Origin of the sequence: Mycolicibacterium sp. 624, assembly GCF_040548615.1 — a bacterium.
Classification (GTDB): Bacteria; Actinomycetota; Actinomycetes; order Mycobacteriales; family Mycobacteriaceae; genus Mycobacterium.
In genome coordinates this window covers 458,250-479,765 of record NZ_JBEPRZ010000002.1, presented here as the reverse complement: position 1 = coordinate 479,765, position 21,516 = coordinate 458,250, and the positions used below count along the sequence as shown (strand labels likewise).

General features: G+C 66.9%; 23 protein-coding genes. 13 read left to right on the top strand and 10 right to left on the bottom strand.

Translation table 11 applies throughout. The annotated features are described in order from the left end of the window. Nucleotides 1-37: 37 nt before the first annotated feature. Complete coding sequence (locus tag ABIA65_RS09265) at nt 38-262, bottom strand: hypothetical protein (RefSeq protein WP_241403599.1); 225 nt, start codon at nt 260-262, stop codon at nt 38-40. A 202-nt stretch (nt 263-464) separates the two neighbouring features. Further along, a complete protein-coding gene (gene lpqV / locus ABIA65_RS09260; RefSeq protein WP_354523329.1) occupies nt 465-926 on the bottom strand; it encodes a lipoprotein LpqV in 462 nt (153 codons plus the stop codon). A 114-nt stretch (nt 927-1,040) separates the two neighbouring features. Between lpqV and ABIA65_RS09255 the strand changes: the two genes are divergently transcribed. Together ABIA65_RS09255 and ABIA65_RS09250 are read left to right on the top strand one after the other, a co-directional pair. Further along, complete coding sequence (locus ABIA65_RS09255) at nt 1,041-1,616, top strand: cupin domain-containing protein (RefSeq protein WP_354523328.1); 576 nt, start codon at nt 1,041-1,043, stop codon at nt 1,614-1,616. Further along, nucleotides 1,616-1,999, top strand: a complete 384-nt coding sequence (locus ABIA65_RS09250; protein ID WP_354523327.1) for a rhodanese-like domain-containing protein — start codon at nt 1,616-1,618, stop codon at nt 1,997-1,999. The genes ABIA65_RS09255 and ABIA65_RS09250 overlap by 1 nt, the downstream gene beginning before the upstream one ends. A gap of 10 nt (nt 2,000-2,009) precedes the next feature. Here the strand turns inward: ABIA65_RS09250 and ABIA65_RS09245 are convergent, their stop codons facing one another. Genes ABIA65_RS09245 through ABIA65_RS09235 form a run of 3 tightly spaced genes read right to left on the bottom strand, consistent with a single transcriptional unit; the run spans nt 2,010 to nt 5,578 of the window. Further along, nucleotides 2,010-3,740: an alpha/beta hydrolase gene (locus tag ABIA65_RS09245; RefSeq protein ID WP_354523326.1), complete on the bottom strand. Its 1,731-nt coding sequence runs from the start codon at nt 3,738-3,740 to the stop codon at nt 2,010-2,012. A 9-nt stretch (nt 3,741-3,749) separates the two neighbouring features. Next, nucleotides 3,750-4,529, bottom strand: coding sequence for an enoyl-CoA hydratase (locus ABIA65_RS09240; RefSeq protein WP_354523325.1), 780 nt, complete (start codon nt 4,527-4,529; stop codon nt 3,750-3,752). Nucleotides 4,530-4,531: 2 nt separating this feature from the next. Next, nucleotides 4,532-5,578, bottom strand: a complete 1,047-nt coding sequence (locus tag ABIA65_RS09235; RefSeq protein WP_354523324.1) for an enoyl-CoA hydratase/isomerase family protein — start codon at nt 5,576-5,578, stop codon at nt 4,532-4,534. Between the two features lie 172 nt (nt 5,579-5,750). Here ABIA65_RS09235 and ABIA65_RS09230 point away from each other — a divergent pair, with 172 nt between their 5' ends. Together ABIA65_RS09230 and ABIA65_RS09225 are read left to right on the top strand one after the other, a co-directional pair. After that, nucleotides 5,751-6,602 carry a Bax inhibitor-1/YccA family protein gene (locus tag ABIA65_RS09230; protein WP_241403606.1) on the top strand — a complete coding sequence of 284 codons (852 nt, stop codon included), beginning with the start codon at nt 5,751-5,753 and terminating at the stop codon, nt 6,600-6,602. Between the two features lie 160 nt (nt 6,603-6,762). Next, nucleotides 6,763-7,614, top strand: a complete 852-nt coding sequence (locus ABIA65_RS09225) for a type IV toxin-antitoxin system AbiEi family antitoxin (protein ID WP_354523323.1) — start codon at nt 6,763-6,765, stop codon at nt 7,612-7,614. Between the two features lie 71 nt (nt 7,615-7,685). Here ABIA65_RS09225 and ABIA65_RS09220 read toward each other — a convergent pair whose 3' ends face one another. Beyond that, nucleotides 7,686-8,903, bottom strand: a complete 1,218-nt coding sequence (locus ABIA65_RS09220) for an acetyl-CoA C-acetyltransferase (RefSeq protein WP_354523322.1) — start codon at nt 8,901-8,903, stop codon at nt 7,686-7,688. A 34-nt stretch (nt 8,904-8,937) separates the two neighbouring features. Continuing rightward, a complete protein-coding gene (locus ABIA65_RS09215) occupies nt 8,938-9,906 on the bottom strand; it encodes an SGNH/GDSL hydrolase family protein (RefSeq protein ID WP_354523321.1) in 969 nt (322 codons plus the stop codon). A gap of 196 nt (nt 9,907-10,102) precedes the next feature. Between ABIA65_RS09215 and ABIA65_RS09210 the strand changes: the two genes are divergently transcribed. The 6 genes from ABIA65_RS09210 to ABIA65_RS09185 all read left to right on the top strand — a co-directional run bounded on the left by ABIA65_RS09210 (nt 10,103) and on the right by ABIA65_RS09185 (nt 16,375). Then, a complete protein-coding gene (locus ABIA65_RS09210) occupies nt 10,103-11,155 on the top strand; it encodes an alpha/beta hydrolase (protein WP_354523320.1) in 1,053 nt (350 codons plus the stop codon). A 29-nt stretch (nt 11,156-11,184) separates the two neighbouring features. Then, complete coding sequence (locus ABIA65_RS09205; RefSeq protein ID WP_241403611.1) at nt 11,185-12,579, top strand: cystathionine beta-synthase; 1,395 nt, start codon at nt 11,185-11,187, stop codon at nt 12,577-12,579. Nucleotides 12,580-12,765: 186 nt separating this feature from the next. Beyond that, nucleotides 12,766-13,419 (top strand): Rv1078 family RDD domain-containing protein, encoded by a 654-nt coding sequence (locus tag ABIA65_RS09200; RefSeq protein ID WP_354523319.1) that lies wholly within the window; start codon nt 12,766-12,768, stop codon nt 13,417-13,419. Nucleotides 13,420-13,551: 132 nt separating this feature from the next. Continuing rightward, nucleotides 13,552-14,586 (top strand): DUF2189 domain-containing protein, encoded by a 1,035-nt coding sequence (locus ABIA65_RS09195; protein ID WP_354523318.1) that lies wholly within the window; start codon nt 13,552-13,554, stop codon nt 14,584-14,586. A gap of 97 nt (nt 14,587-14,683) precedes the next feature. Then, complete coding sequence (locus tag ABIA65_RS09190) at nt 14,684-15,190, top strand: RDD family protein (protein WP_354523317.1); 507 nt, start codon at nt 14,684-14,686, stop codon at nt 15,188-15,190. A 6-nt stretch (nt 15,191-15,196) separates the two neighbouring features. Beyond that, the gene (locus tag ABIA65_RS09185; protein WP_354523316.1) at nt 15,197-16,375 is read left to right on the top strand and encodes a cystathionine gamma-synthase; all 1,179 of its coding nucleotides are present in this window, start codon (nt 15,197-15,199) and stop codon (nt 16,373-16,375) included. On the opposite strand, the gene ABIA65_RS09180 is transcribed toward ABIA65_RS09185, so the two are convergent. The 3 genes from ABIA65_RS09180 to ABIA65_RS09170 all read right to left on the bottom strand — a co-directional run bounded on the left by ABIA65_RS09180 (nt 16,361) and on the right by ABIA65_RS09170 (nt 18,241). Continuing rightward, complete coding sequence (locus tag ABIA65_RS09180) at nt 16,361-17,023, bottom strand: GOLPH3/VPS74 family protein (protein ID WP_354523315.1); 663 nt, start codon at nt 17,021-17,023, stop codon at nt 16,361-16,363. The two genes, ABIA65_RS09185 and ABIA65_RS09180, sit on opposite strands and share 15 nt — an antisense overlap. 80 nt (nt 17,024-17,103) lie before the next feature. Further along, a complete protein-coding gene (gene greA / locus ABIA65_RS09175) occupies nt 17,104-17,598 on the bottom strand; it encodes a transcription elongation factor GreA (protein WP_241403617.1) in 495 nt (164 codons plus the stop codon). 220 nt (nt 17,599-17,818) lie between these two features. Beyond that, the gene (locus ABIA65_RS09170; protein WP_241403618.1) at nt 17,819-18,241 is read right to left on the bottom strand and encodes a DUF4307 domain-containing protein; all 423 of its coding nucleotides are present in this window, start codon (nt 18,239-18,241) and stop codon (nt 17,819-17,821) included. A 152-nt stretch (nt 18,242-18,393) separates the two neighbouring features. Here ABIA65_RS09170 and mca point away from each other — a divergent pair, with 152 nt between their 5' ends. From mca to ABIA65_RS09155, 3 genes are read left to right on the top strand one after another with little or no spacing between them, the layout of a single operon-like run. Further along, nucleotides 18,394-19,260, top strand: coding sequence for a mycothiol conjugate amidase Mca (gene mca, locus ABIA65_RS09165; RefSeq protein WP_241403619.1), 867 nt, complete (start codon nt 18,394-18,396; stop codon nt 19,258-19,260). Further along, nucleotides 19,257-19,529 carry a hypothetical protein gene (locus ABIA65_RS09160; protein ID WP_241403620.1) on the top strand — a complete coding sequence of 91 codons (273 nt, stop codon included), beginning with the start codon at nt 19,257-19,259 and terminating at the stop codon, nt 19,527-19,529. The genes mca and ABIA65_RS09160 overlap by 4 nt, the downstream gene beginning before the upstream one ends. Then, the gene (locus ABIA65_RS09155) at nt 19,495-21,513 is read left to right on the top strand and encodes a thioredoxin domain-containing protein (RefSeq protein WP_354523314.1); all 2,019 of its coding nucleotides are present in this window, start codon (nt 19,495-19,497) and stop codon (nt 21,511-21,513) included. Before ABIA65_RS09160 ends, ABIA65_RS09155 begins: the two co-directional genes overlap by 35 nt. The last annotated feature ends 3 nt before the right edge of the window (nt 21,514-21,516 follow it).

Sequence of the window (21,516 nt, the reverse complement as noted above, 5' to 3'; positions counted from 1 at the left end):
GAGGTCGAGCGAAGGGGCCAGGTCGGCGGATTGCCTACTAGCAGCCGATTCGGCTGAAGAAGGCGACGGCGACGAGGCCGATGATGAAGGCGACGGTCGGCTGTCCGCTCGAGAGGGACACCACGATGCCGCTGATCGCCGCGATGGCGATCAAGAGAAGCAGAAGGCCCATCAGTACCCGCGTGCCGCTGATCGATCCGTGCGCGGCGGGCGGGAGCCCGGAATGGGACTTGTCCACACCGTTGTCATGCGATCCGAACATCTGCAGTCCTCTCGAAGTGATGCGGGACACAGCATAACCGCTTTTGTGAGCCACGCCACTACAGCTAGACGGTCTAATTGTCTGTGTCGTCAACGCATCTCGGTCCCGGAGTCGCGTGTGGCGGCGTCGGCGGGACGCGGTGGGATCCGGCTGGCAGTGGGCGCTACCCGGGGTTTCTCGCAGCCGTGATTAAAAGACGGGGCTAGCCGCAGAGATCGTCGGCTGCGGCCTCGGCCGCGACGATGACCGCTGCCTGCCGTTCCGGTGCCAGTTGCGACCACGGCGTGTCGAATGTGCCTGGTCCCGCGGCGTCCGTGGACTGCAGATCGGCCAGATAGGGCTCGAACTGAGCCTTGGCGTCGGTGCCCCGCCCGGCCATCCACGTCTTGGCCGCCAGGCAGGCCTTGAAGTACTCATCCTCGGTCGACACGGCCGGCGCGCCGACCGCCGTGGTGACGCCACCCGGCGAGACGCCGGTCGCGCCGGGCGCCGCGGTGTGGGCCTCAGTCGTCTGCGTGGTCTGTGTGGGTTGCCCCGTCTCGGCCGAGACCGACGGCTGTGACGACTCGGTGCCGCCCTCCTCGGACCCCGATGAACAGCCGGACAGGGCCATGGCGCCGACGATCGCCGCTGCCGTCATCGCCAGGAGGGGGTTCGTGCGCATGGTGCCAATCTATGCAACACTCGCCAACGTGCTGGAGCGGACCGTGTCGCAGGAGTGTTGTCGGGCTTGACGCCGACCCCCTGACCGTCCACTCACCCTGGAGTTCGCACCACCATGTCCGTTGCATCTGTGTCTGTTGCACCCACGCCCGCACCGTTGGTCCTCGCGCCCACCCGGTTGCGTGTGCCCGACCTACTTCAAGCCACCGATCAAGCCGCCGACGACGTGCTGTCGGGGCGCTACCGCCATGTCCTGCCGCCCGGCGGGGTACCGACCGACGAGCGCTGGTTCACGCGTCTGCGCGGCGACGACGAACTCGACGTCTGGCTGATCAGCTGGGTACCCGAACGCTCCACCGAACTGCACGACCACTGCGGCTCGCTGGGTGCGTTGACGGTGGTCTCGGGCGCGTTGGCGGAGACCCGCTGGGACGGCGAGGCGCTGCGCACCCGTCGGCTGGAGGCCGGCGACCAGGCGGGGTTCCCGCTGGGGTGGGTGCACGACGTGGTGTGGGCGCCGGAGTCCATAAGCGTGAGCGGTCAGAGGAAGGTGGGCGCAGTGGGCGGTCCGACACTCAGCGTGCACGCCTACTCGCCGCCCCTGACCGCCATGTCGTACTACGAGGTGACGGGGCGGAACACCCTGCGCCGCAACCGGACCGAACTGACCGACAAGCCGGAGGGGGAGTAGTGGCAAGCCGAATCGACGCCGTCCTGGACGCGGCGCGCGCCAAGCTCGAGCGGATCGCGGCACGCGACGTTCCCGACGCACTTGCGCGCGGCGCCCTGCTGGTCGACATCCGTCCCGCCGCGCAGCGCGCCCGCGAGGGTGACGTCGCCGCCGCCCTCGTCATCGAGCGCAATGTGCTGGAGTGGCGATGCGACCCCACCAGCGACGCCAAACTGCCCGAGGCCGTCGGCGACGACGTCGAATGGGTGGTGCTGTGCTCGGAGGGCTACACGTCGAGCCTGGCGGCGGCCGCGTTGCGGGATCTCGGTCTGCACCGCTCCACCGACGTCGTCGGCGGCTATCAGGCGCTGAAGTCCGCCGGTGTGTTGCCCCAGCTCAACTGATCTGGTCGCGTCAGCTCGAGTACCCGCGGAGCAGCAGCGGTCGTAGCCGCTCGGTCTTCTCCGGTGTCCACCCGGGTGGCTGCATTATGGCCGCCCATGCGTTCGCCACGTCCCGAATGTAGACGTGGCCGTGGCCGTCCGGAACGTCGATGGCGACCGCCATATCGGCCGACACCTGTAGGAACGTCACCACGGGAATCCACTCCATCTCGGGTGACACGTCGTAGCCGCGCGGCTCCTTGAGCCAATCGGGCTTGGCGAACAGGAGATCCGGATTCCACCAGGCGATCGGATCCGACGCGTGCTGCATATACACCACGCGCGGTGTGCCCCAGGGCGCGTCGGGCCGGTCGAGGTTCTTCGGCTCGGCCGCGAACCGGACGTTCTGGCCCTCGTCGAAGATCGGCAGCCACTCGGGGGATCCCGCGTCGCGGTTCTGTGTCAGGTGGGTCCAGATCGTGTTGTTGAACGTGGGCCCGGAGAACAGTGCGCCGTCGGTGCGGGCGAGCAGATTGTTCAGGGACAGGAACGGTGTCTCCCCGCCGAACGACCCCAGGCTCTCGCCGAACACCACGAGCTTCGGACGGTCGGCCTCGGGCATCACGCGGACCAACGCGTCGACCGCCTCGAACAACGCCTGGGCGGCCTGACGGGCGTTCTCCTTGTCGACGAGGAACGACAACCAGCTGGGCAGATAGGAGTACTGCATCGAGACGATCGCGGTGTTGCCGTTGTACATGAACTCCAACGACGATGCCTCGGCGGCGTTGATCCAGCCGGTGCCGGTCGTGGTGGCCACGGCCACGACGTCGCGGTTCAGGCCACCGGTGCGCAGAAGCTCCTGGGCGGCAAGGGCGGCGGTGGCCTTGAGGTCCTCTGCGGAGTTCTTACCCGCGTACACGCGGATCGGCTCGATGGCAGGGGCGTTGTTGAAATTCGTGAGTTCGTCGACCGTCGGGCCGCCGCCGACGAAGACGCGACCCTGGTGGCCCAGTGAGTCCCAGGTGACCAGCGACCCAGGACCACCCGATCGCAAATCGCTGGTGGGAGCGGGATTGTCGGCGTCGAGTTCGTCGTTGACCGAGGCGAAGGACTTGTTCAGCACGTCCATCGCGACGCGCACCACGACACCGTTCAGGAGCGCGATGCTGAGCGCCAGCAGCAGGCCGACGACCACAACCGCCGACACCCGTGGCGGCGCGAACCGGTCCAGTTGACGAACCAGATATCGCACCAATCTGCCCACCAGCTGGCCGATTTCGACAAAGGCGAACAGGAAGACGAGCGCGAGCACGGCGGTCAGCGGATGGTCCCAGAAGCCCAGCCGCGGCACGCCCATGAAGTCGCGGACATCGTCCTGCCAGACGTGGAACCAGATGATCGCCAGGACCTGACCGATCACGCCAACGACGAGCAGCGCCAGCCATGCCCACGTCGGCGCGCGCGGGGAGGTCTCCTTGGAGCGCATGTAGCGCACGAGCCAGACCCCGAACACGCCGATGGCGTATCCGATCGCGCCCGCGGCCCCGCTCACCGCGCCCTGGAACAGCGGACCGCGGGGCAGCAGCGACGGCGTCATCGAGAGCCAGATGAACACCAGCCCAATGGCGGTGCCGAAGAACGTGTAGTGCCGAAGCCACCACGGCGGCTGGACCTGCGAGGACTCGTCCTCCGGTGTGGGTTCCGGTGCGGCCGAGGGCTCCTGCGGGTCCTTGGGTGCCAGGGTGTCGGTGTCGGTCACCCGCGAATATTAGCGGTGGGTGAAGTTCGGTGGGCGCTTCTCGACGAAGGCTGCCATGCCCTCGGTCTGGTCATCGGTGGCGAAGGCCGAGTGGAACAGCCGGCGCTCGTAGAGCAGCCCCTCGTCGAGGGTGGTCTCGAAGGCGCGATTGACGGCCTCCTTGGCCATCCGCGACGCGGACCGCGACATTCCGGCGATGGTGGCGGCGACGGCCTTGGCCTCCTCGAGCAGGCTGTCCGCGGGCACGACGCGCGCGACGAGGCCGGCGCGTTCGGCCTCCTCGGCATCCATGTTGCGTCCGGTGAGGATCAGATCCATCGCCTTGGCCTTGCCGATGGCGCGCGTCAGACGCTGGCTTCCGCCCATGCCCGGCAGCACGCCGAGCTTGATCTCGGGCTGGCCGAACTTCGCTGTGTCGGCGGCGATCAGGATGTCGCACATCATCGCCAACTCGCAGCCACCGCCCAACGCGTAGCCGGCGACCGCGGCGATGGTAGGCGTGCGGGTGGCGGCGAACTTCGACCAAGAGGCGAAGAAGTCGGTGTCGAAGACGTCGGCGAACGACAGCTCGGCCATCTCCTTGATGTCGGCGCCCGCAGCGAAGGCTCGCTCATTGCCGGTGAGCAGGATCGCGCCGACGCCGGGGTCGGCGTCCAGTTCGGCTGTGGCCGCGGTGATATCGGCCATCACCTGGCTGTTGAGGGCGTTGAGGGCCTTCGGGCGGTTCAGTGTGATGATGGCGACGCGGTCCTCGCGTGTGACCAGGATGGTCTCGTAGCTCGTGCTCATGGTTACTCCTGTCCGGGGAAGGTGAGGTCGGGGTCGGCTGGTGCGAAATAGGCCGCGACGTCGGCCTCGGTGCACTGTGTCAGGTCAGCCGGCGACCACTTCGGATTGCGGTCCTTGTCGACGAGTTGGGCGCGGATGCCCTCGACCAGATCGTGGGACCTCAACGCCGCCGATGACGTCCGGAACTCCTCGCGCAGAACGTCTTCCAGGGTATCGAGTTTGGCCGCGCGACGGACCGCCTCCAGCGTGACGGCCAGCGCGATCGGCGATCTGGTGGCGATCAGCTTGGCCGCGTCGTTGGCGGGTTCGGCATCGTGACCGCGCAGCTCGGCGATGATGTCGGCGACCGTCTCCGCAGCGTAGCAGTGGTCGATCCAGTGTTGTTGTGCGAGCAGCGTGCTGGCAGGCGGCTCGATGGCGTGGGCCGACAGCGCGGCGTCGGCGCCGTCGGCGATCACGGCGGCCTTGAAGGCGTCGAGGGCGTCGTGCGGTACGTAGTGATCGGCGAAGCCCATCGCGATGGCGTCCGCCCCCGAGAACGGTGCGCCGGTCAGCGCGGCGTGCACACCGAGCAGCCCGGGTGTGCGGGCCAAAAGGTAGGTTCCGCCGACGTCGGGGATGAACCCGATGCCCACCTCGGGCATGCCCATCTTGGTCGTGTCGGTGACGACCCGCACGCTCCCGTGCGCACTGACGCCGACGCCACCGCCCATCACGATGCCGTCCATCACCGCGACATAGGGCTTGGGGTAGTTGGCGATGCGGGCGTTGAGGATGTACTCGTCACGCCAGAAGGCGAGCGATTCGGTGCCACCGGATTTGGCGTCGTGGTAGATCGCGACGACGTCGCCGCCCGCGCACAGGCCGCGTTCGCCGGCCCCTGTCAGCAGTAGCGTGTGGACGTCGTCGTCGGTGGCCCATGCCTCCACGGCGTTCGCCATAGCGGTGACCATGGCGTAGTTGAGAGAGTTGATCGCCTTTGGCCTGTTCAGGGTCATGAGGCCGACGCCATTCTGCGTACTTACTAGGACGTCCTCGTTTTCTGTCACGTCAGCAATGTAGAACGTCGGGCTCGGCGACGATGCGACGGGTAGCGTCACGCTGAGGAAGTTCACAGAAACCACGAAACGAAAGTCGACGGCGGGGAACCTTGTCTGCCACGCTGATCGTTGGTGGAGTATTCGTCATCAGACGAAACACAGCACAGGAGAGGATCCGACGGTGCGCGAAAGCAGCAACCCGGTATTCCGTTCACTGCCCAAGGGGCAGCAAGGCGGATACGCGCAGTTCGGTACCGGAGCCGCTGGCTACGGTGCCCAGGCGGTGCACGCCGACCCCTACACGGCGCAGTACCCCGATCAGCAGCAGAAGGGCGTCGCCCGGCCGCTGACCATCGATGACGTCGTCACCAAGACCGGGGTCACCCTGGCGGTTCTGACAGCCGTCGCGGTCGTCTCCTACTTCCTGGTGTCCTCCAACATGTCGCTGATGATGCCGTTCGTGCTCGTCGGTGGCCTCGGTGGCTTCGCGCTGGTCATGATCGCGACGTTCGGTCGCAAGCAGGACAACCCCGCCATCGTGCTGACCTACGCGGCGCTGGAGGGTCTCTTCCTGGGTGCGGCGTCGTTCATGTTCGCGAACCTCGTCTCCACCGGTGGCCCCGGAATGATTGCGCAGGCGATCTTCGGCACCATCGGCGTATTCGTCGGCATGCTCTTCGTCTACAAGACGGGCGCCATTCGGGTTACGCCCAAGTTCACCCGAATGCTGGTGGCAGCGTTGTTCGGTGTGATGGCCATCATGCTGCTCAACCTGGTGCTCGCGCTGTTCGGCGTGGGCGGCGGCGAGGGCTTCGGGCTTCGCAGCGGTGGCCCGCTCGCGATCATCTTCTCGCTCGTCTGCATCGGTCTCGCGGCGTTCATGTTCCTGATCGACTTCGACTCGGCCGATCAGATGATCCGCGCCGGTGCGCCGGAGAAGGCCGCGTGGGGAATCGCCCTTGGCCTGACCGTCACCCTGGTCTGGCTGTACCTCGAAATCCTGCGGTTGCTGTCGTATTTCAACAACGACTAGTAACCAACCCCTGGAAAGGCGTCCGCGATAGCGGGCGCCTTTCTTTTTGTCCATTTGCGTCCGCCGAAACTGCTAACAGATCGCGATTCATCCCCAGATCGCGATCTGGTAGCAGTTTCGAGCGGGTTGAGCCGGCCCTTGAGCCGCCATCGTGGAGGTCATGCGTATCCACGATGGTCCTTTTATCGGCAGTGCAGCTGTCGCATCGGGTTTGGTGGCCAAACACGAACTCCGAAGCGATTTCGCATCGATCTTTCCCGATGTCTACCTCCACCGCGACGTGGAGCCCGTACTCACCCACCGCGCCCGCGCAGCCTGGCTGTGGTCGCACCGGGAAGGTGTCGTCGCCGGACTGACGGCTTCTGCGTTGCATGGGGCGAAGTGGGTGGACGATTCGCTGCCGATCGAACTGGTCTGGCCGAACGCCAGACCTCCGAAGGGCATGCACACGTACGACTATCGGCTACTGGGCGATGAATTCATCGAGTCCGATGGCATGCGGATCACCACACCGGAACGTACGGCCTTCGACATCGGCCGCCGTCGCGGTCGCGTCGACGCCGTCGCCAGACTCGATGCACTGGGCAACGCGATGCCGCTTCGCGTTGCCGACGTGGACGAGTTGGCGATTCGACATCGCGGTTCCAGGGGCCTGCGCCGGTTGGAGGCGGCGCTCGATCTACACGATCCGGGTGCCGAGTCACTCAAGGAGACGTGGCTTCGACTTCTGTTGATCGACGCGGGTTTTCCGAGACCGCGTACCCAAATTCCAGTGCCAGGGCGAAGTGGAGAGACGCGCTATCGCCTCGACATGGGCTGGGAGGACTTGATGGTGGCGGTCGAGTACGACGGTGAGCATCACCGCGTCGACAGGCCGAGCTACAAGAGCGACATCATCCGAATGGAGTATCTGCATGCTGTCGGATGGCTGGTTGTACGTGTTGTGGCGGAGCAACGCCGGCAGGAGATAGTGAGCCGGGTGCGCGACGCGCGAGAATCGAGACTGCGGTGAGATCGCGAAATGTCGAGAATTCGCGATCTCACCGCAGTTTCGCGCGAGGGAGGTGTCGCGCGAGGGAGGTGTTAGGACAAGCGCTCCACGACCATCGCCATGCCCTGGCCGCCGCCGACGCACATCGACTCAATGCCGAACGTCTTGTCATGGGTGGCAAGGTTGTTCAGCAGGGTCGCGGTGATGCGTGCGCCCGTCATGCCGAAGGGATGGCCCAGCGCGATGGCGCCGCCGGACACGTTCAGCCGGTCCTCGTCGATGCCGAGTTCCCGAGCCGAGCCGAGCACCTGCACGGCGAACGCCTCGTTGATCTCGACCAGGTCGATGTCGGAGATCTTCTTGCCCGCCTTGGCGAGTGCTCGCTTGATCGCCTCGATCGGGCCCAGGCCCATGATCTCCGGCGACAGGCCCGAGACGGCGGTCGACACGATGCGCGCCAACGGGGTCAGCCCCAGCTGCTTGGCCTTGGTGTCGCTCATGATGACCACTGCTGCGGCACCGTCATTGAGCGGACACGCGTTGCCCGCCGTGATGGTGCCGTTCGGCCGGAAGACGGGCTGAAGCTGGCTGATCTTCTCGTAGGTGGTGCCTGCACGGGGGCCGTCGTCGGTCGACACGACAGTGCCGTCGGCCAGTGTCACCGGCGAGATCTCACGGGCGAAGAAGCCGCTGTTGATGGCCGCCTCGGCCCGGTTCTGGCTGCGCACGGCCCAGTGATCCTGGTCCTCACGGCTGACGCCGCTGTACAGCGCGACGTTCTCGGCGGTCTGGCCCATCGCGATGTAGACGTCCGGGATGGTGCCGTCCTGGCGGGGGTCGTGCCACTCGGTGGCACCCTCGGCCTGCTTGGCGGTGCGGGCCTGAGCCTCGGCGAAGATCTCGTTCTTGCTGTTGGGCGCACCGTCGGCCGCGCCGACACCGAAGCGCGACACCGTCTCAACGCCCGCGGAGATGAACACGTCACCCTCGCCGGCCTTGATCGCGTGGAACGCCATGCGCGTGGTCTGCAGCGACGACGAGCAGTAGCGGTTGACCGTGGTGCCGGGCAGGAAGTCGTAGCCGAGTTCGACGGCGACGGCGCGGGCGATGTTGTAGCCGGCCTCACCGGCGGGCTGCGCGCAGCCCATCATCAGGTCGTCGATGTCCTTGGGGTCCAAGGACGGCACCTTGTCCAGCGCGGCACGAACCATCTGCGTGGCGAGGTCGTCGGGGCGCATGGTGGCCAGGGATCCCTTGACGGCGCGGCCGATCGGGGAACGCGCTGTGGCGACGATGACGGCTTCAGGCATTACGACTCCTAGTTCGAGGTGATTACTCCCGAACCTAACCCGTGACCGGTGCGACGATCGGCGCGGGTACGCCCGTCGTGCGACGCCACAGCTTGCCGATGCCGCCGATCCGGGCCAGAAGCGTCGTCTCGTCGTCCGACCGAGATTCCAGCGCAGGCTCCATCGCGGGGTCACCGGCGCGCTCGCCCAACGCATTACAGAGCGCAGGCAGCAGCTGCGTGGCCGCCAGGGCGTAGCCGGCCGCCGACGGATGGAACATGTCGGGGGAGAACAGCACGTCGGGAGCCTTCTGGAACTCCGGTGTGAGCAGGTCGGAGAAGGGCACGGGAACGCCGCCGGCGGCCCGCACCGCTGATGCCTGTGAACGCGCCAATCGCCGCCCCAGGTTGCGCGCCACCCAGCGCAGCGGCTGCGGGATGGCGGTGATGACACCGAAGTCCGGGCAGGTGCCCACGACGACGACGGCGCCGCTGGCCCTCAGCCGATGCACGGCGTCGCCCAACCGACGAGCGGACTGCGGAATGCCGTTCATGGCGGTGACGTCATTGGCGCCGATCATGACGACGGCGGCGTGTGGGGGCGGGCCGGCGACGAACATCGCATCGATCTGCCCGGACAGACCCTTTGAGGTGGCGCCGACGATCGCCTTGGTGCTCAGCCAGACGCGTTTGCCCGACTTCTCGGCCAGCCCGCGGGCGATCAGCACGCCGGGCACCTCGTCGGCGTACGTGCAGCCATAACCCGTGGCGGTCGAGTCGCCGAAGACCATCAGGTGCAGGTCGAACGGGATTCCACGGTGCCACCTCTCCGGCGGTCCGCCGCCGGGTGAGTAGACGCCGTCGGCGCGGGGTGGCACGTCCCAGGACTTGGGGATGACGCGGCGGGCCTGGTCGGCCTGCCCGCTCAGCAGGTTACGGACCCCGACATACGCAGAGCCCGTGGATGCCAGCGCGGCCGCGGCCGCCAAGGCGACAGTCGACCGACGCGGTGCGCGAATGCCCACGGCCGTCAGTTTAGGCGCGGAGTGAGCGGACACCCGCGTGGCGAGGCGCGCTCGGTGGTCACGGTGCTGTATCAAGTCCGGTAACAAAATGAATCCCTTGATTGTTGAACTGAACATGGGATGTCAAGCTAAGTTTCCTGGACTGGCTAAGCAGTAGCAGCACCGGGCACTACAACGGCGTAGGGAAGTGGTGGCGATGACGGCACCAAGCAAGCTCATCGGGACGTCGAGAGCGGGAGTAAGCGCAGCTAGGGCGCGTAAAACGCGACGCTATCCTGTCAGCGACGGCGCGCCCGTCGAGATCGTCGAGGACGGTCCGAGCGTGGCAGGTAGGTTGTTTGCTCTGGCCGCGATGATGACGATCAAGCCAACACTGACCATCGGCAGCCTTGCACCGCGTTTGCCCTGGCCGTGGGGTCTTGTCGACATCGTCTCGCGGGTCCTGCGACCTGCGCCGGGAACGGTGCGGGCCACGATATCGCTGCGGAACTGCACCGCGCAGCTGGTCCGCGCAGCGGGCGTGCTTCCCGCCGACGGCACTCGCAGCGTCGTGCTCTACATGCACGGTGGCGCGTTCCTGACGTGTGGTGCGAACTCGCACGGGCGCCTGGTGACGGCCCTGTCGCAGTTCGCCGACGCCCCGGTCCTGGTCGTCAACTACCGGATGATCCCGAAGCACTCGATCGGGCAGGCGCTCGACGACTGTTACGACGCCTACAAGTGGTTGCGTCTCAAGGGGTATGAGCCCGATCAGATCGTGCTCGCCGGTGACTCCGCTGGCGGATACCTGTCGCTGGCGCTGGCCGAGAGGCTCCACCTCGAGGACGAGCTGCCCGCCGCAGTGGTCACCATGTCGCCGCTGTTCGAGATCGACAACGAGGGACGCGCGCAGCATCCGAACGCGCGGTCCGACGTGATGTTCCCGCCCAAGGCGTTCGATGCCCTGGTTGAGCTGATCGAGTCCGCCGCCGAGCGTCATATCGTCGACGGCAAGCCCGAGGAGGTCTACGAACCGCTCGATCACATCGAGTCCGGCCTGCCGCGCACCCTGATCCACGTGTCGGGTTCGGAGGTTCTGCTCAACGATGCGCGCAAGGCCGCGCACATGCTGGCCGCCGCAGGCGTGCCTGTCGAGGTGCGGATCTGGCCAGGTCAGATGCATGTGTTCCAGCTGGGAGCGCCCGCGGTCAAGGAAGCGACGCGCTCGCTGAAGCAGATCGGCGACTACATTCGTGAGGCGACGTGGTGAGGCACCTGAGGGCCTGACACGATGGACGCATGCGGATAGCGCGCCACGTCAGTGAACTCATCGGCAACACACCCCTCGTACAACTGAACTCCGTTGTGCCCGAAGGGGCGGGGATCGTGGCCGCCAAGATCGAATACCTCAACCCGGGCGGCAGCTCAAAGGACCGCATCGCGATCAAGATGATCGACGCCGCAGAGGCCAGCGGAGAGCTGAAGCCCGGCGGGACCATCGTCGAACCGACGTCGGGGAACACCGGAGTGGGTTTGGCGCTGGTCGCCCAGCTGCGCGGCTACAAGTGCATCTTCGTGTGCCCTGACAAGGTCAGCGAGGACAAGCAGAACGTGCTGCGGGCGTACGGGGCCGACGTCGTGGTGTGCCCCACCGCGGTGGCGCCCGAGGACCCGGACAGCTACTACAGCGTGTCCAACCGGCTCGTCGAGGAGATCGACGGTGCCTGGAAGCCTGACCAGTACTCCAACCCGATGGGGCCGGAGAGCCACTACGAGACCACCGGTCCTGAGATCTGGGCCGACACCGACGGCAAGGTCACCCATTTCGTCGCCGGCGTCGGCACCGGAGGGACCATCACCGGCACCGGGCGCTACCTCAAGGAGGTGTCGGGCGGCGCGGTGAAGATCATCGGCGTCGACCCGGAGGGCTCGGTCTACTCGGGTGGCACCGGTCGGCCCTACCTCGTCGAGGGCGTTGGCGAGGATTTCTGGCCGTCCGCGTACGACCCGACGGTGCCCGACGAGATCATCGCGGTGTCGGATGCCGACTCGTTCGAGATGACGCGCCGCCTGGCACGTGAGGAAGCGCTGCTCGTTGGCGGGTCATGCGGCATGGCCGCGGTCGCGGCGATCAAGGTGGCTGAGCAAGCCGGACCGGATGCGGTGGTCGTGGTGCTGCTGCCCGATGGCGGACGTGGGTATCTCTCAAAGGTTTTCAACGACTCGTGGATGCAGTCGTACGGATTCCTGCGGAGCAGGCTGGATGGTTCGGTGACGGAGTCCAGCGTCGGCGACGTGCTGCGCGGCAAGTCCGGTGCGCTGCCAGACCTGGTTCACACGCATCCGGCCGAGACGGTGCGCGACGCCGTCGGCATCCTGCGGGAGTACGGCGTCTCGCAGATGCCGGTCGTGGGTGCCGAGCCTCCTGTGATGGCGGGGGAGGTGGCGGGAAGCGTGTCGGAACGCGAGCTGCTCTCCGCGGTATTCGAGGGTCGAGCAAAGCTTGCCGATGCCGTGTCGCAGCATATGAGCCCACCGTTGCCGCTTATCGGTGCAGGTGAACTCGTCAGTGCGGCGGCCGAGAAACTGCGTGAGTCCGATGCCGTGATGGTGGTCGAGGAAGGCAAGCCCGTCGGTGTGCTCACGCGCCACGATTTGCTCGGATTCCTCTCCGACAGCAGTAGTCGCCGGTAGAGCGGACGTAACCCGGCTTATGAGGGCGGCGGGCACGCCGGCACTTCGTTTGCCTGGGTAAGCATTGGAGCCGGTTGGTGGAGTGGCAGGCGATGACAGAATTCGGTTTTTGCCCGCATTTCTGATGGTGTTCTCAGGTAGGGTAAAACCGCTTGTTCCCAGCTAATTCATCACTGGAAGGCGCCAATGACCGATCAACCGCCACCCCCCGGGAACTATCCGCCTCCGCCGCCTGGTGGGAGCTACCCACCGCCTCCGCCGCCGCAGGGTGGTGGCTATCCGCCGCCTCCTCCTCCGCAGGGTGGTGGCTACCCGCCGCCCGCGGGTGCACCGGGAGGCCCCGGCGCCGCGCTGCCGACTGACGCGTACACGCCGTGGGGGACCCGCGTGCTGGCGTGGCTCATCGACTACGTGCCATACATGATCATCGTGGGCATCGGCTACGGCATCGAGCTGGCGACTCAGGAAACGGTGTGTGTCACCGACATGTCCGAGTACGAACTGGGTGACTTCTGCTCCTCGGGCAATTCCACCCTCGGTGTCACGGCGCTGATCCTCTCGGTCGTCATCGGGTTGGCGTACCTGGTGTGGAACCTCGGCTACCGGCAGGGCACCACCGGGTCGAGCATCGGCAAGTCGATCATGAAGTTCAAGATCGTCAGTGAGAAGACCTGGCAGCCAATCGGTTTCGGGATGTCGGTCGTGCGTGAACTCTGCTATATGGTGGCCAGCGCCGCCTGCGGCATCCTCTGGCTGGTCGCCGTCCTGTTCCCGCTGTGGGATGCCAAGCGTCAGACGCTGGTGGATAAGATCATCACCACAGTTGCGGTTCCTCTGTAAGAATTTGTCAACAACGAGATTCGCCGGCCCGCGGTGTTCGCCGCGGGCCGGCGTTTTCTCCCGTCAGCATCACAATCGGTACCAACCCGGTACGAGACATCAACGGTACGAACACATCAGGAGCACGGCGTAATGACTCAACAACCGCCCCCACCGCCACCCGGGAGCTACCCGCCTCCGCCGGGTGGTTACCCGCCTCCGCCGGAGGGTGGCGCTTACCAGCCTCCGCAGGGCGGCGGCTACCAGCAGCAACCACCCCCCGCCGGTTACCCGCCACCACCCCAGGGTGGCTATCCGCCGCCCCCGCAGGGTGGCTATCCGCCTCCGCCGCAGGGTGGTTACCCACCGCCCCCGCAGGGCGGCTACCCACCGCCCCCACAGGGCGGCTACCCGCCACCGCCGCAGGGATATCCGCCCGCGCCGGGATACCCGCCCGTCGGTGGACCGGGATACGGTGCGCCGGTCTACAGCGTCGGCGAGGCCTTCTCGTGGGCGTGGAACAAGTTCAGCAAGAACGCGGTTCCGTTGATCGTCCCCACGTTGGTGTACGCGATCATCGTGAGCATCGTCTACGGGATCGTGTACGGCACCGCGATGGCCCTGGCGCCGGACTCCACCTTCGAGTCCTATGAGACCGATACCAGCTTCTCGTACTCGTACAACGCGGGATTGGGCGCCGCCAGCATCGTGGTGCTCATCCTCGGCGGCCTCCTGCTGCTGGTGCTGGTCGCCGCGGTTCAGTCGGCGTTCCTCAGTGGTGTGCTGGATATCGCTAATGGGCAACCGGTGACGATCGGCTCGTTCTTCAAGCCGCGCAACGTCACCAACGTGATCATCGCCACCCTGATCGTCGGAGTGCTGACCTCCATCGGTTACGCGCTCTGTGTGGTCCCCGGCCTCGTCGTGGCGTTGTTCGCGATCTTCACGACGGTCATCGTCGTCGATCGCGGAACCGGTGCCATCGATGCGATCAAGGGCAGCTTCGAAATCGTCAAGGCGAACTTCGTGCAGGTGCTCTTGGCCTACCTGGTCATCGCCGCGACGACCTTCGTAGGCTCGCTGCTCTGCGGTGTCGGCCTGCTGGTGGCCATTCCGGTGGCGGCGCTGTTCCTGGTGTTCACCTACCGTCGACTCAGTGGCGGTCAGGTCGCGCCGCTGACCCCGTAGTCCGGCCCAAAGACAGTGGCACGACGGCCCCGCGGCTCACCACCGCGGGGCCGTCGTGTTCTGCTTGAACCAGCCGCAACTTCCAGGAGGGGAACCAGTGGTCACCAGGACCGGCCCGCAGTACGCGCCATGGCCGCGGCGTGCCGGCGCGGTTGTGATTGACGCGCTACCCATCCTGGGCATCGCGGTGCTGGCGTTGGGGCTGATGTGGCTCACCAGAATTCGCGCCTGTGACGGTGACACGTCGGCGCTTGACCTGGCTGCTCAATGTGGTTCGGGTATCAGCGTTGCGGGTGTGGTGGCCTTCGTCGCGGCGTGGTTGGGCGTCGTCGGGTACGGCGCGTGGAACTTCGGGTACCGGCAGGGCCGCAGAGGCGCGACCCTTGGCAAGTCCGCGATGGGCCTGGCCGTGGTGGGCGCGGAGTCGGGTCAACCGGTTGGCGTGCTCTTGGCTCTCGTCCGGCTCGCGGCACAGCTCGTGAATCTCGTCAGCCTCGGGCTGGGCTTCCTGTGGCCGTTGTGGGACAACCGTCACCAGACCTTCGCCGACAAGCTCGTCACGACTGTCTGCATTCGAGAGCTGAGTTCGACAGCGCTACCCTGATCGACCATGAGCGAGAAGCGGTCGAAGACAGACGCGTATCAGGCCTACGGTCCCGCGACGAAGGCCATTCACGCCGGCTACCGGCCCGACCCGGCGACCGGTGCGGTGAACGCGCCGATCTACGCCAGCTCCACGTTCGCCCAGGACGGCGTCGGTGGTCTGCGCGGCGGCTTCGAGTACGCCCGCACCGGCAACCCGACCAGATCGGCGCTGGAGACCTCGCTCGCGGCCGTCGAGGGCGCCACCTTCGGGCGGGCCTTCAGCTCGGGTATGGCGGCCACCGACTGTGCACTGCGCGCGATCCTGCGGCCGGGTGATCACGTCGTGATTCCCGACGATGCGTACGGCGGCACGTTCCGTCTGATCGACAAGGTGTTCTCCCAGTGGGGTGTCACCCATACGCCTGCGGCACTGACCAACGTCGACGACGTCAAGAGCGCGATCACGGACAAGACCAGGCTCATCTGGGTCGAGACGCCGACCAATCCGCTGCTGTCGATCGCCGATATCTCGGCGATCGCACAGCTCGCGTCGACGTCGGGGGTGAAGGTGTTGGTGGACAACACATTCGCGTCGCCGGCGCTGCAGCAGCCGATGGCGCTGGGCGCGGACGTGGTGCTGCACTCGACCACCAAGTACATCGGCGGGCACTCCGACGTGGTCGGTGGTGCGCTGGTGACTAACGACGAGGAACTCGACGAGGCTTTCGCGTTCCTGCAGAACGGCGCCGGTGCGGTGCCGGGACCGTTCGACGCCTACCTCACCATGCGCGGACTGAAGACGCTGCCGCTGCGGATGCAGCGGCACAGTGAGAACGCCGCGCGGGTCGCGGAGTTCCTGCACGAGCACCCCGCCGTCGAGAGCGTGCTCTACCCGGGTCTGCCCAGCCACCCGAACCACGATGTCGCCGCCCGCCAGATGTCGGGCTTCGGCGGGATGGTGTCGGTGCGGCTACGCGGTGGCCGGGACGCCGCACACATGTTGTGCGCGCGCACCGAGATCTTCATCCTGGCCGAGTCGCTCGGCGGTGTGGAGTCGCTCATCGAGCATCCCGGTGCGATGACCCACGCATCCACGGAGGGCTCACAACTCGAGGTACCCGCGGACCTGGTGCGGCTGTCGGTCGGCATCGAGGACATCGCCGACCTGCTTGGCGACCTCGACCAGGCGCTACAGCAGCGCTGACCGCACCGCCGAGGCGGTTACGGCCAGGTTGACCTCAGCCAGCGTCGTCGGTGACTCGTCGACCCAACTACCGCTGGAGATCTCGCTGGCGCGGGCGTGCACCCACCGCCAACCCCGGTCGTTGAGGCTCAACAGCGCGCCGAGGCCGTCGCCCGCGTGCAGCAGCGTGACGATCGCCGCGGTCGACGGGGTGGGCGGTGTGCGGTCGAACAGCGTGGACAGCACGGCTGCACGTGCCGGGCCGACGCGGTGCCGGTTGGTGAAAGGCCACGCGTGCGGTGCGGTGGATCGCCTGGAGGGCAAGTCGACTCGGCGGATCTCGCCGAGGCGCTCGAGGTGTCTGGCGACTTGTTCCTGCGCGCCCTTGCGCAGCTTCGACACCGCGGTGCGGGGTGTGAGCGGTCGCCGCTGCAGCAGTTCCAGCGCGGGTCCGACCGCCGGGTCCACTGGACCGCGGCCGTCGAGCGCCAGGAGCATGCCCGACTCCACCGGATCGCCGGTCACGGCGGGCCGGATGAGACACGCGTGTGCGAGATCGAGTAGCGCCGCCGCCGCGAGCAACCGCGCACGACGGTCACGCTCCAGCGCGGGCTGCGCGGCAGCGTTGTCCAACAGCAGGAGGAAGAGGTCCTCGGCGATCTGCGCCACGTAACGGACGGTAGATCAGTGCAGCCTCCCGCCGCGAACTGAGTCGCGACTGCGGAGTGCGGCGGCGGGCTACCGGCCTACTAGGAGTGGTACGGCTTGGCCTTCGCCAACGTCACCTTGACGGTGTTGCCGTTGGGGACCGTGTACTCGCGGGTCTCGCCTTCCTTGGCGTTGATCAGCGCGCCGCCGAGCGGCGAGTTGGGCGAGTAGACCTCGAGCTTGCCGTCGCTGACGCCCTCCTGGCGGGTGGCGATCAGAAACGTCTCCTCGTCGGACTGGTCACCGTTGTAGTACACCGTGACGACCGAGCCGGGCAGCGCGACGCCGGACTGCTTGGGCGCCTCGCCGACCTTGGCGTTGTTGAGGAGTTCCTGCAGCTGGCGGATACGGGCCTCTTCCTGGCCCTGCTCATCGCGAGCCGCGTGGTAGCCACCGTTCTCGCGCAGGTCGCCCTCTTCGCGGCGGTCGTTGATCTCGGCGGCGATGACGGGTCGATGAGCGATCAGCTGGTCCAGCTCGGCCTTCAGACGGTCGTGTGCTTCCTGGGTCAGCCAGTTGACCTGAGTGTCGGTCATATCGTCGCGCTCCTGTCGTAGGTCCCGCATTCGTTGGTGCAAGTTCATGTGTATTGCCGCGATCGCAAGCGCCTAGTCGCGCGCATATGCAGCAATACACGGTCCCAGGATGGGAACCGTGTACCCATCGATGGTACCACCGCGAGGTCAGCCGCTCTTTACGCTTTTGCCGCCGGACGTTGGTCGGGAGGTTGCCGGGAGGGCCGCTCGGGCGGCTCGATCAGGGCGCCACCAGGTAGCCGGGAACGTCTGTTCCGCAGCCGTAGACATCGCCGACGGCAGCCGGCTTCGTGGTCTTCACGATGGCGTCCACCTGCACGGTGACCTGCGACGACGGCGGAACCAGGATCTCGCGTCTGCCTGTCTCGCTACCGTCGACTGATCGTGCGCGCACGATGCACACCACCGGCCGGGAGGGATCATCGCGGGTGACGCCGACGGTGACCTCCACGGTCCGATCGTCGACGAGGCGATAGGCGGTCAGTTCACCCTTCACATCACTCGTGCCCAGGCGCTGGTAGCCGATGGTCGCGATGATCACGCCAAGCACGACGATGAACAGGGTCATACCGATCGCGATGCGGCGGCGGCCGATGCGCGACAGCCGCTGACGCCCGTAGCGGGCGGTCGGACGCTCGATCATGAGAGGTTTGACGTTCCCTTGGGACCCTGAGCAATGGCATGGGCATGGGTCTGAGTTCGGATGGGTCGAGTACGACTGGAACTATAGGGCTACCCCAAGTTGTTGGAACCGAGCGGCGAGTCCCGACGAGTGAAGCGAGCAGGTAGACACGAGTGAGCGAACTGCGGTTGATGGCGGTGCACGCCCACCCCGACGACGAGTCCAGTAAGGGCGCGGCGACCACTGCGCGCTACGCCGATGAAGGCGCCCGCGTGATGGTGGTGACGCTCACCGGGGGAGAGCGTGGGGACATCCTCAATCCGGCGATGGACCTGCCCGAGGTGCACGGACGGATTCACGAGGTCCGCCGCGACGAGATGGCCAAGGCCGCCGAGATCCTCGGTGTCGAGCACGCGTGGCTGGGGTTCGAGGACTCCGGGCTGCCCGAGGGCGATCCGCTCCCGCCGCTGCCGGAGGGCTGCTTCGCGCTGGCCCCGCTCGAGGAGTCGACGGGCGCGCTGGTCCGTCTCATCCGCGAGTTCAGGCCGCACGTGCTGACCACCTATGACGAGAACGGGGGCTACCCGCACCCGGACCACATCCGCTGCCACGAGGTGTCAGTGGCCGCGTACGAGGCGGCAGGCGACTACCTTCGGTACCCAGAGGCAGGTGAGCCGTGGAACGTGTCCAAGCTCTACTACAACCACGGGTTCCTTCGGAAGCGGATGCAATTGATTCAGGACGAGTTCGCCAAGCACGGACAGCACGGTCCGTTCGACAAGTGGTTGAAGCACTGGGATCCGGAGCTCGACATCTTCGAACACCGCGTGACCACTCGCATTGAGTGCTCCAAGTACTTCGCGCAGCGTGACGATGCGTTGCGCGCGCATGCCACCCAGATCGACCCGGAGGGCGACTTCTTCGCGGCGCCCATCGAGTGGCAGCAGCGGCTGTGGCCCACCGAGGAGTTCGAGTTGGCCCGATCCAGGGTTCCCGTCCGATTTCCCGAGGACGACCTGTTCGCGGGGATTGAGCCATGACCGATTCGCTGCTGATCATTGCAGGCCTGCTGGCCGAGGAGGGACCCCGCGAGACGGGGCCGGACTTCGGCAAGGCCAGTCCCTTCGGCCTGCTCGTCGTGGTGGTCCTGCTCATTGGCACGTTCTTTCTGGTGTGGTCGATGAACCGGCACCTCAAGCGGCTGCCGGACTCGTTCGATCGCGAGCATCCGGAACCGGACCAGGCCGCAGACGAGGGCACCACCATCGCGACAGATGCCGAGAACCCGCGGCGTGAGCCCGAGGGTTAACGAACTCGGGGCGGCCACCAGCCCCTACCTGCGCCAGCACGCCGACAACCCGGTGCACTGGCGGCAGTGGACACCGGCGGCGCTGGCCGAGGCCGCTGAGCGCGACCTGCCGATCCTGCTGTCGGTCGGCTATGCCGCATGCCACTGGTGTCACGTGATGGCTCACGAGTCATTCGCCGACGACGAGGTTGCCTCCGCGATGAACGCCGGCTTCGTCTGCATCAAGGTGGACCGCGAGGAGCGCCCCGACCTCGACGCCGTGTACATGAACGCCACCGTCGCGATGACGGGTCAGGGTGGTTGGCCCATGACGTGCTTCCTCACCCCGGACGGTCGTCCGTTCTTCTGCGGCACCTACTACCCGAAGGCGGGTCTGCTGCAATTGCTCGAGGCGGTCGAGGAGTCCTGGCGCAACCGTCGCGCCGAGGTGGAACGGGCCTCCGACGAGATAGCCACAGAGCTGCGGTCCATGTCGTCGGGCCTGCCCGGCGGAGGCCCTGCGCTTGACCCCGATCTGTGCGATAGCGCCGTCGCGAGCGTGGTCGGCGATGAGGACTCAGTCAACGGCGGGTTCGGTTCCGCACCCAAGTTCCCACCGTCTGCCCTGCTTGAGGCGCTGCTGCGAAGTCACGAACGCACCGGTGCGCAGCAACCGCTGGCAACCGTCGAGAGGACGTGCACCGCGATGGCACGCGGCGGCATCTACGACCAGCTGGCCGGTGGCTTCGCGCGGTACAGCGTCGATGAGGCATGGGTGGTGCCGCACTTCGAGAAGATGCTCTACGACAACGCGCTGCTGCTGCGGGCATATGGGCACTGGGCTCGCCGCACCGTGAACCCCCTGGCACTCAGGGTCACCCGGGAGACCGCGCGGTTCATCGTGGATGCGCTGAGCGCCGGTGGGATGTTCACCTCGTCGCTGGACGCCGACACCGACGGTGTCGAGGGGCTGACCTACGCCTGGACGCCCGCCCAGCTGGCCGATGCTCTCGGTGAGGACGACGGAAACTGGGCGGCAACGACTTTCGTCGTCACGCCCGGTGGCACCTTCGAGAACGGCACGTCGGTGCTCCAGCTGCCCGTCGATGCCGACGACGGCGACCGGTCCGAGCGTGTTCGCGCGCGTTTGGCGCGGGTGCGCGCCCAACGGCCGCAACCCGGCCGCGATGACAAAGTGATCACGTCCTGGAACGGGTTGGCGATCACCGCGCTGGCCGAGGCGTCGCATGTTCTCGGTGAGCCCGAATTGCTCGACGCCGCAACGGCGTGTGCCCGCGCGATCGTCGACCTCCATGTGGTTGACGGCCGGCTGCGACGAGCCAGTCTGGGTGGTGTCGTCGGAGAGAGCGCCGCGACGCTTGAGGATCACGGGGCACTGGCGACCGCTCTGCTGACGCTGCACCAGATCACCACCGACCAGCGGTGGCTGGACACCGCGTGCCTGCTGCTCGACATCGCGCTTGACCACTTCGCCGACCCGGCACGTGCCGGCCGTTGGTTCGACACCGCCGACGACGCCGAAGCACTGGTGGTTCGTCCCGCCGACCCGATCGACGGGGCCACGCCGTCAGGGGCCGCGCTGATCGCTGAGGCGCTGCAACTCGCTGCGCATCTGGCGCCCAGCCCGCACGCCGACCGGTATCAGGCCGCGGCGGTCGCGGCCCTGAACGCGGCCACACCGATCCTGGCGAGGGCACCGCGCTCGGGTGGGCACTGGCTGGCGGTCGCCGAGGCCGCTGTGCGCGGGCCGATTCAGATCGCCGTCGCCTGCGATCCCGGTGACTCCGAATTGCTGGCCGCGGCAAGGATGCTCGCACCCGGAGGTGCGGTGGTCGTGGGCGGCGCGGTGGACTCCTCCGAGCTGCTCGCAGGCCGTGACCGGATCGGCGGGCGGGACGCCGCGTACGTCTGTCGGGGAAGGGTGTGCGACCTTCCCGTCACCACCCCGGGGGAACTGGCCACCGCACTCGGCGCTGCCGTGTAGCGT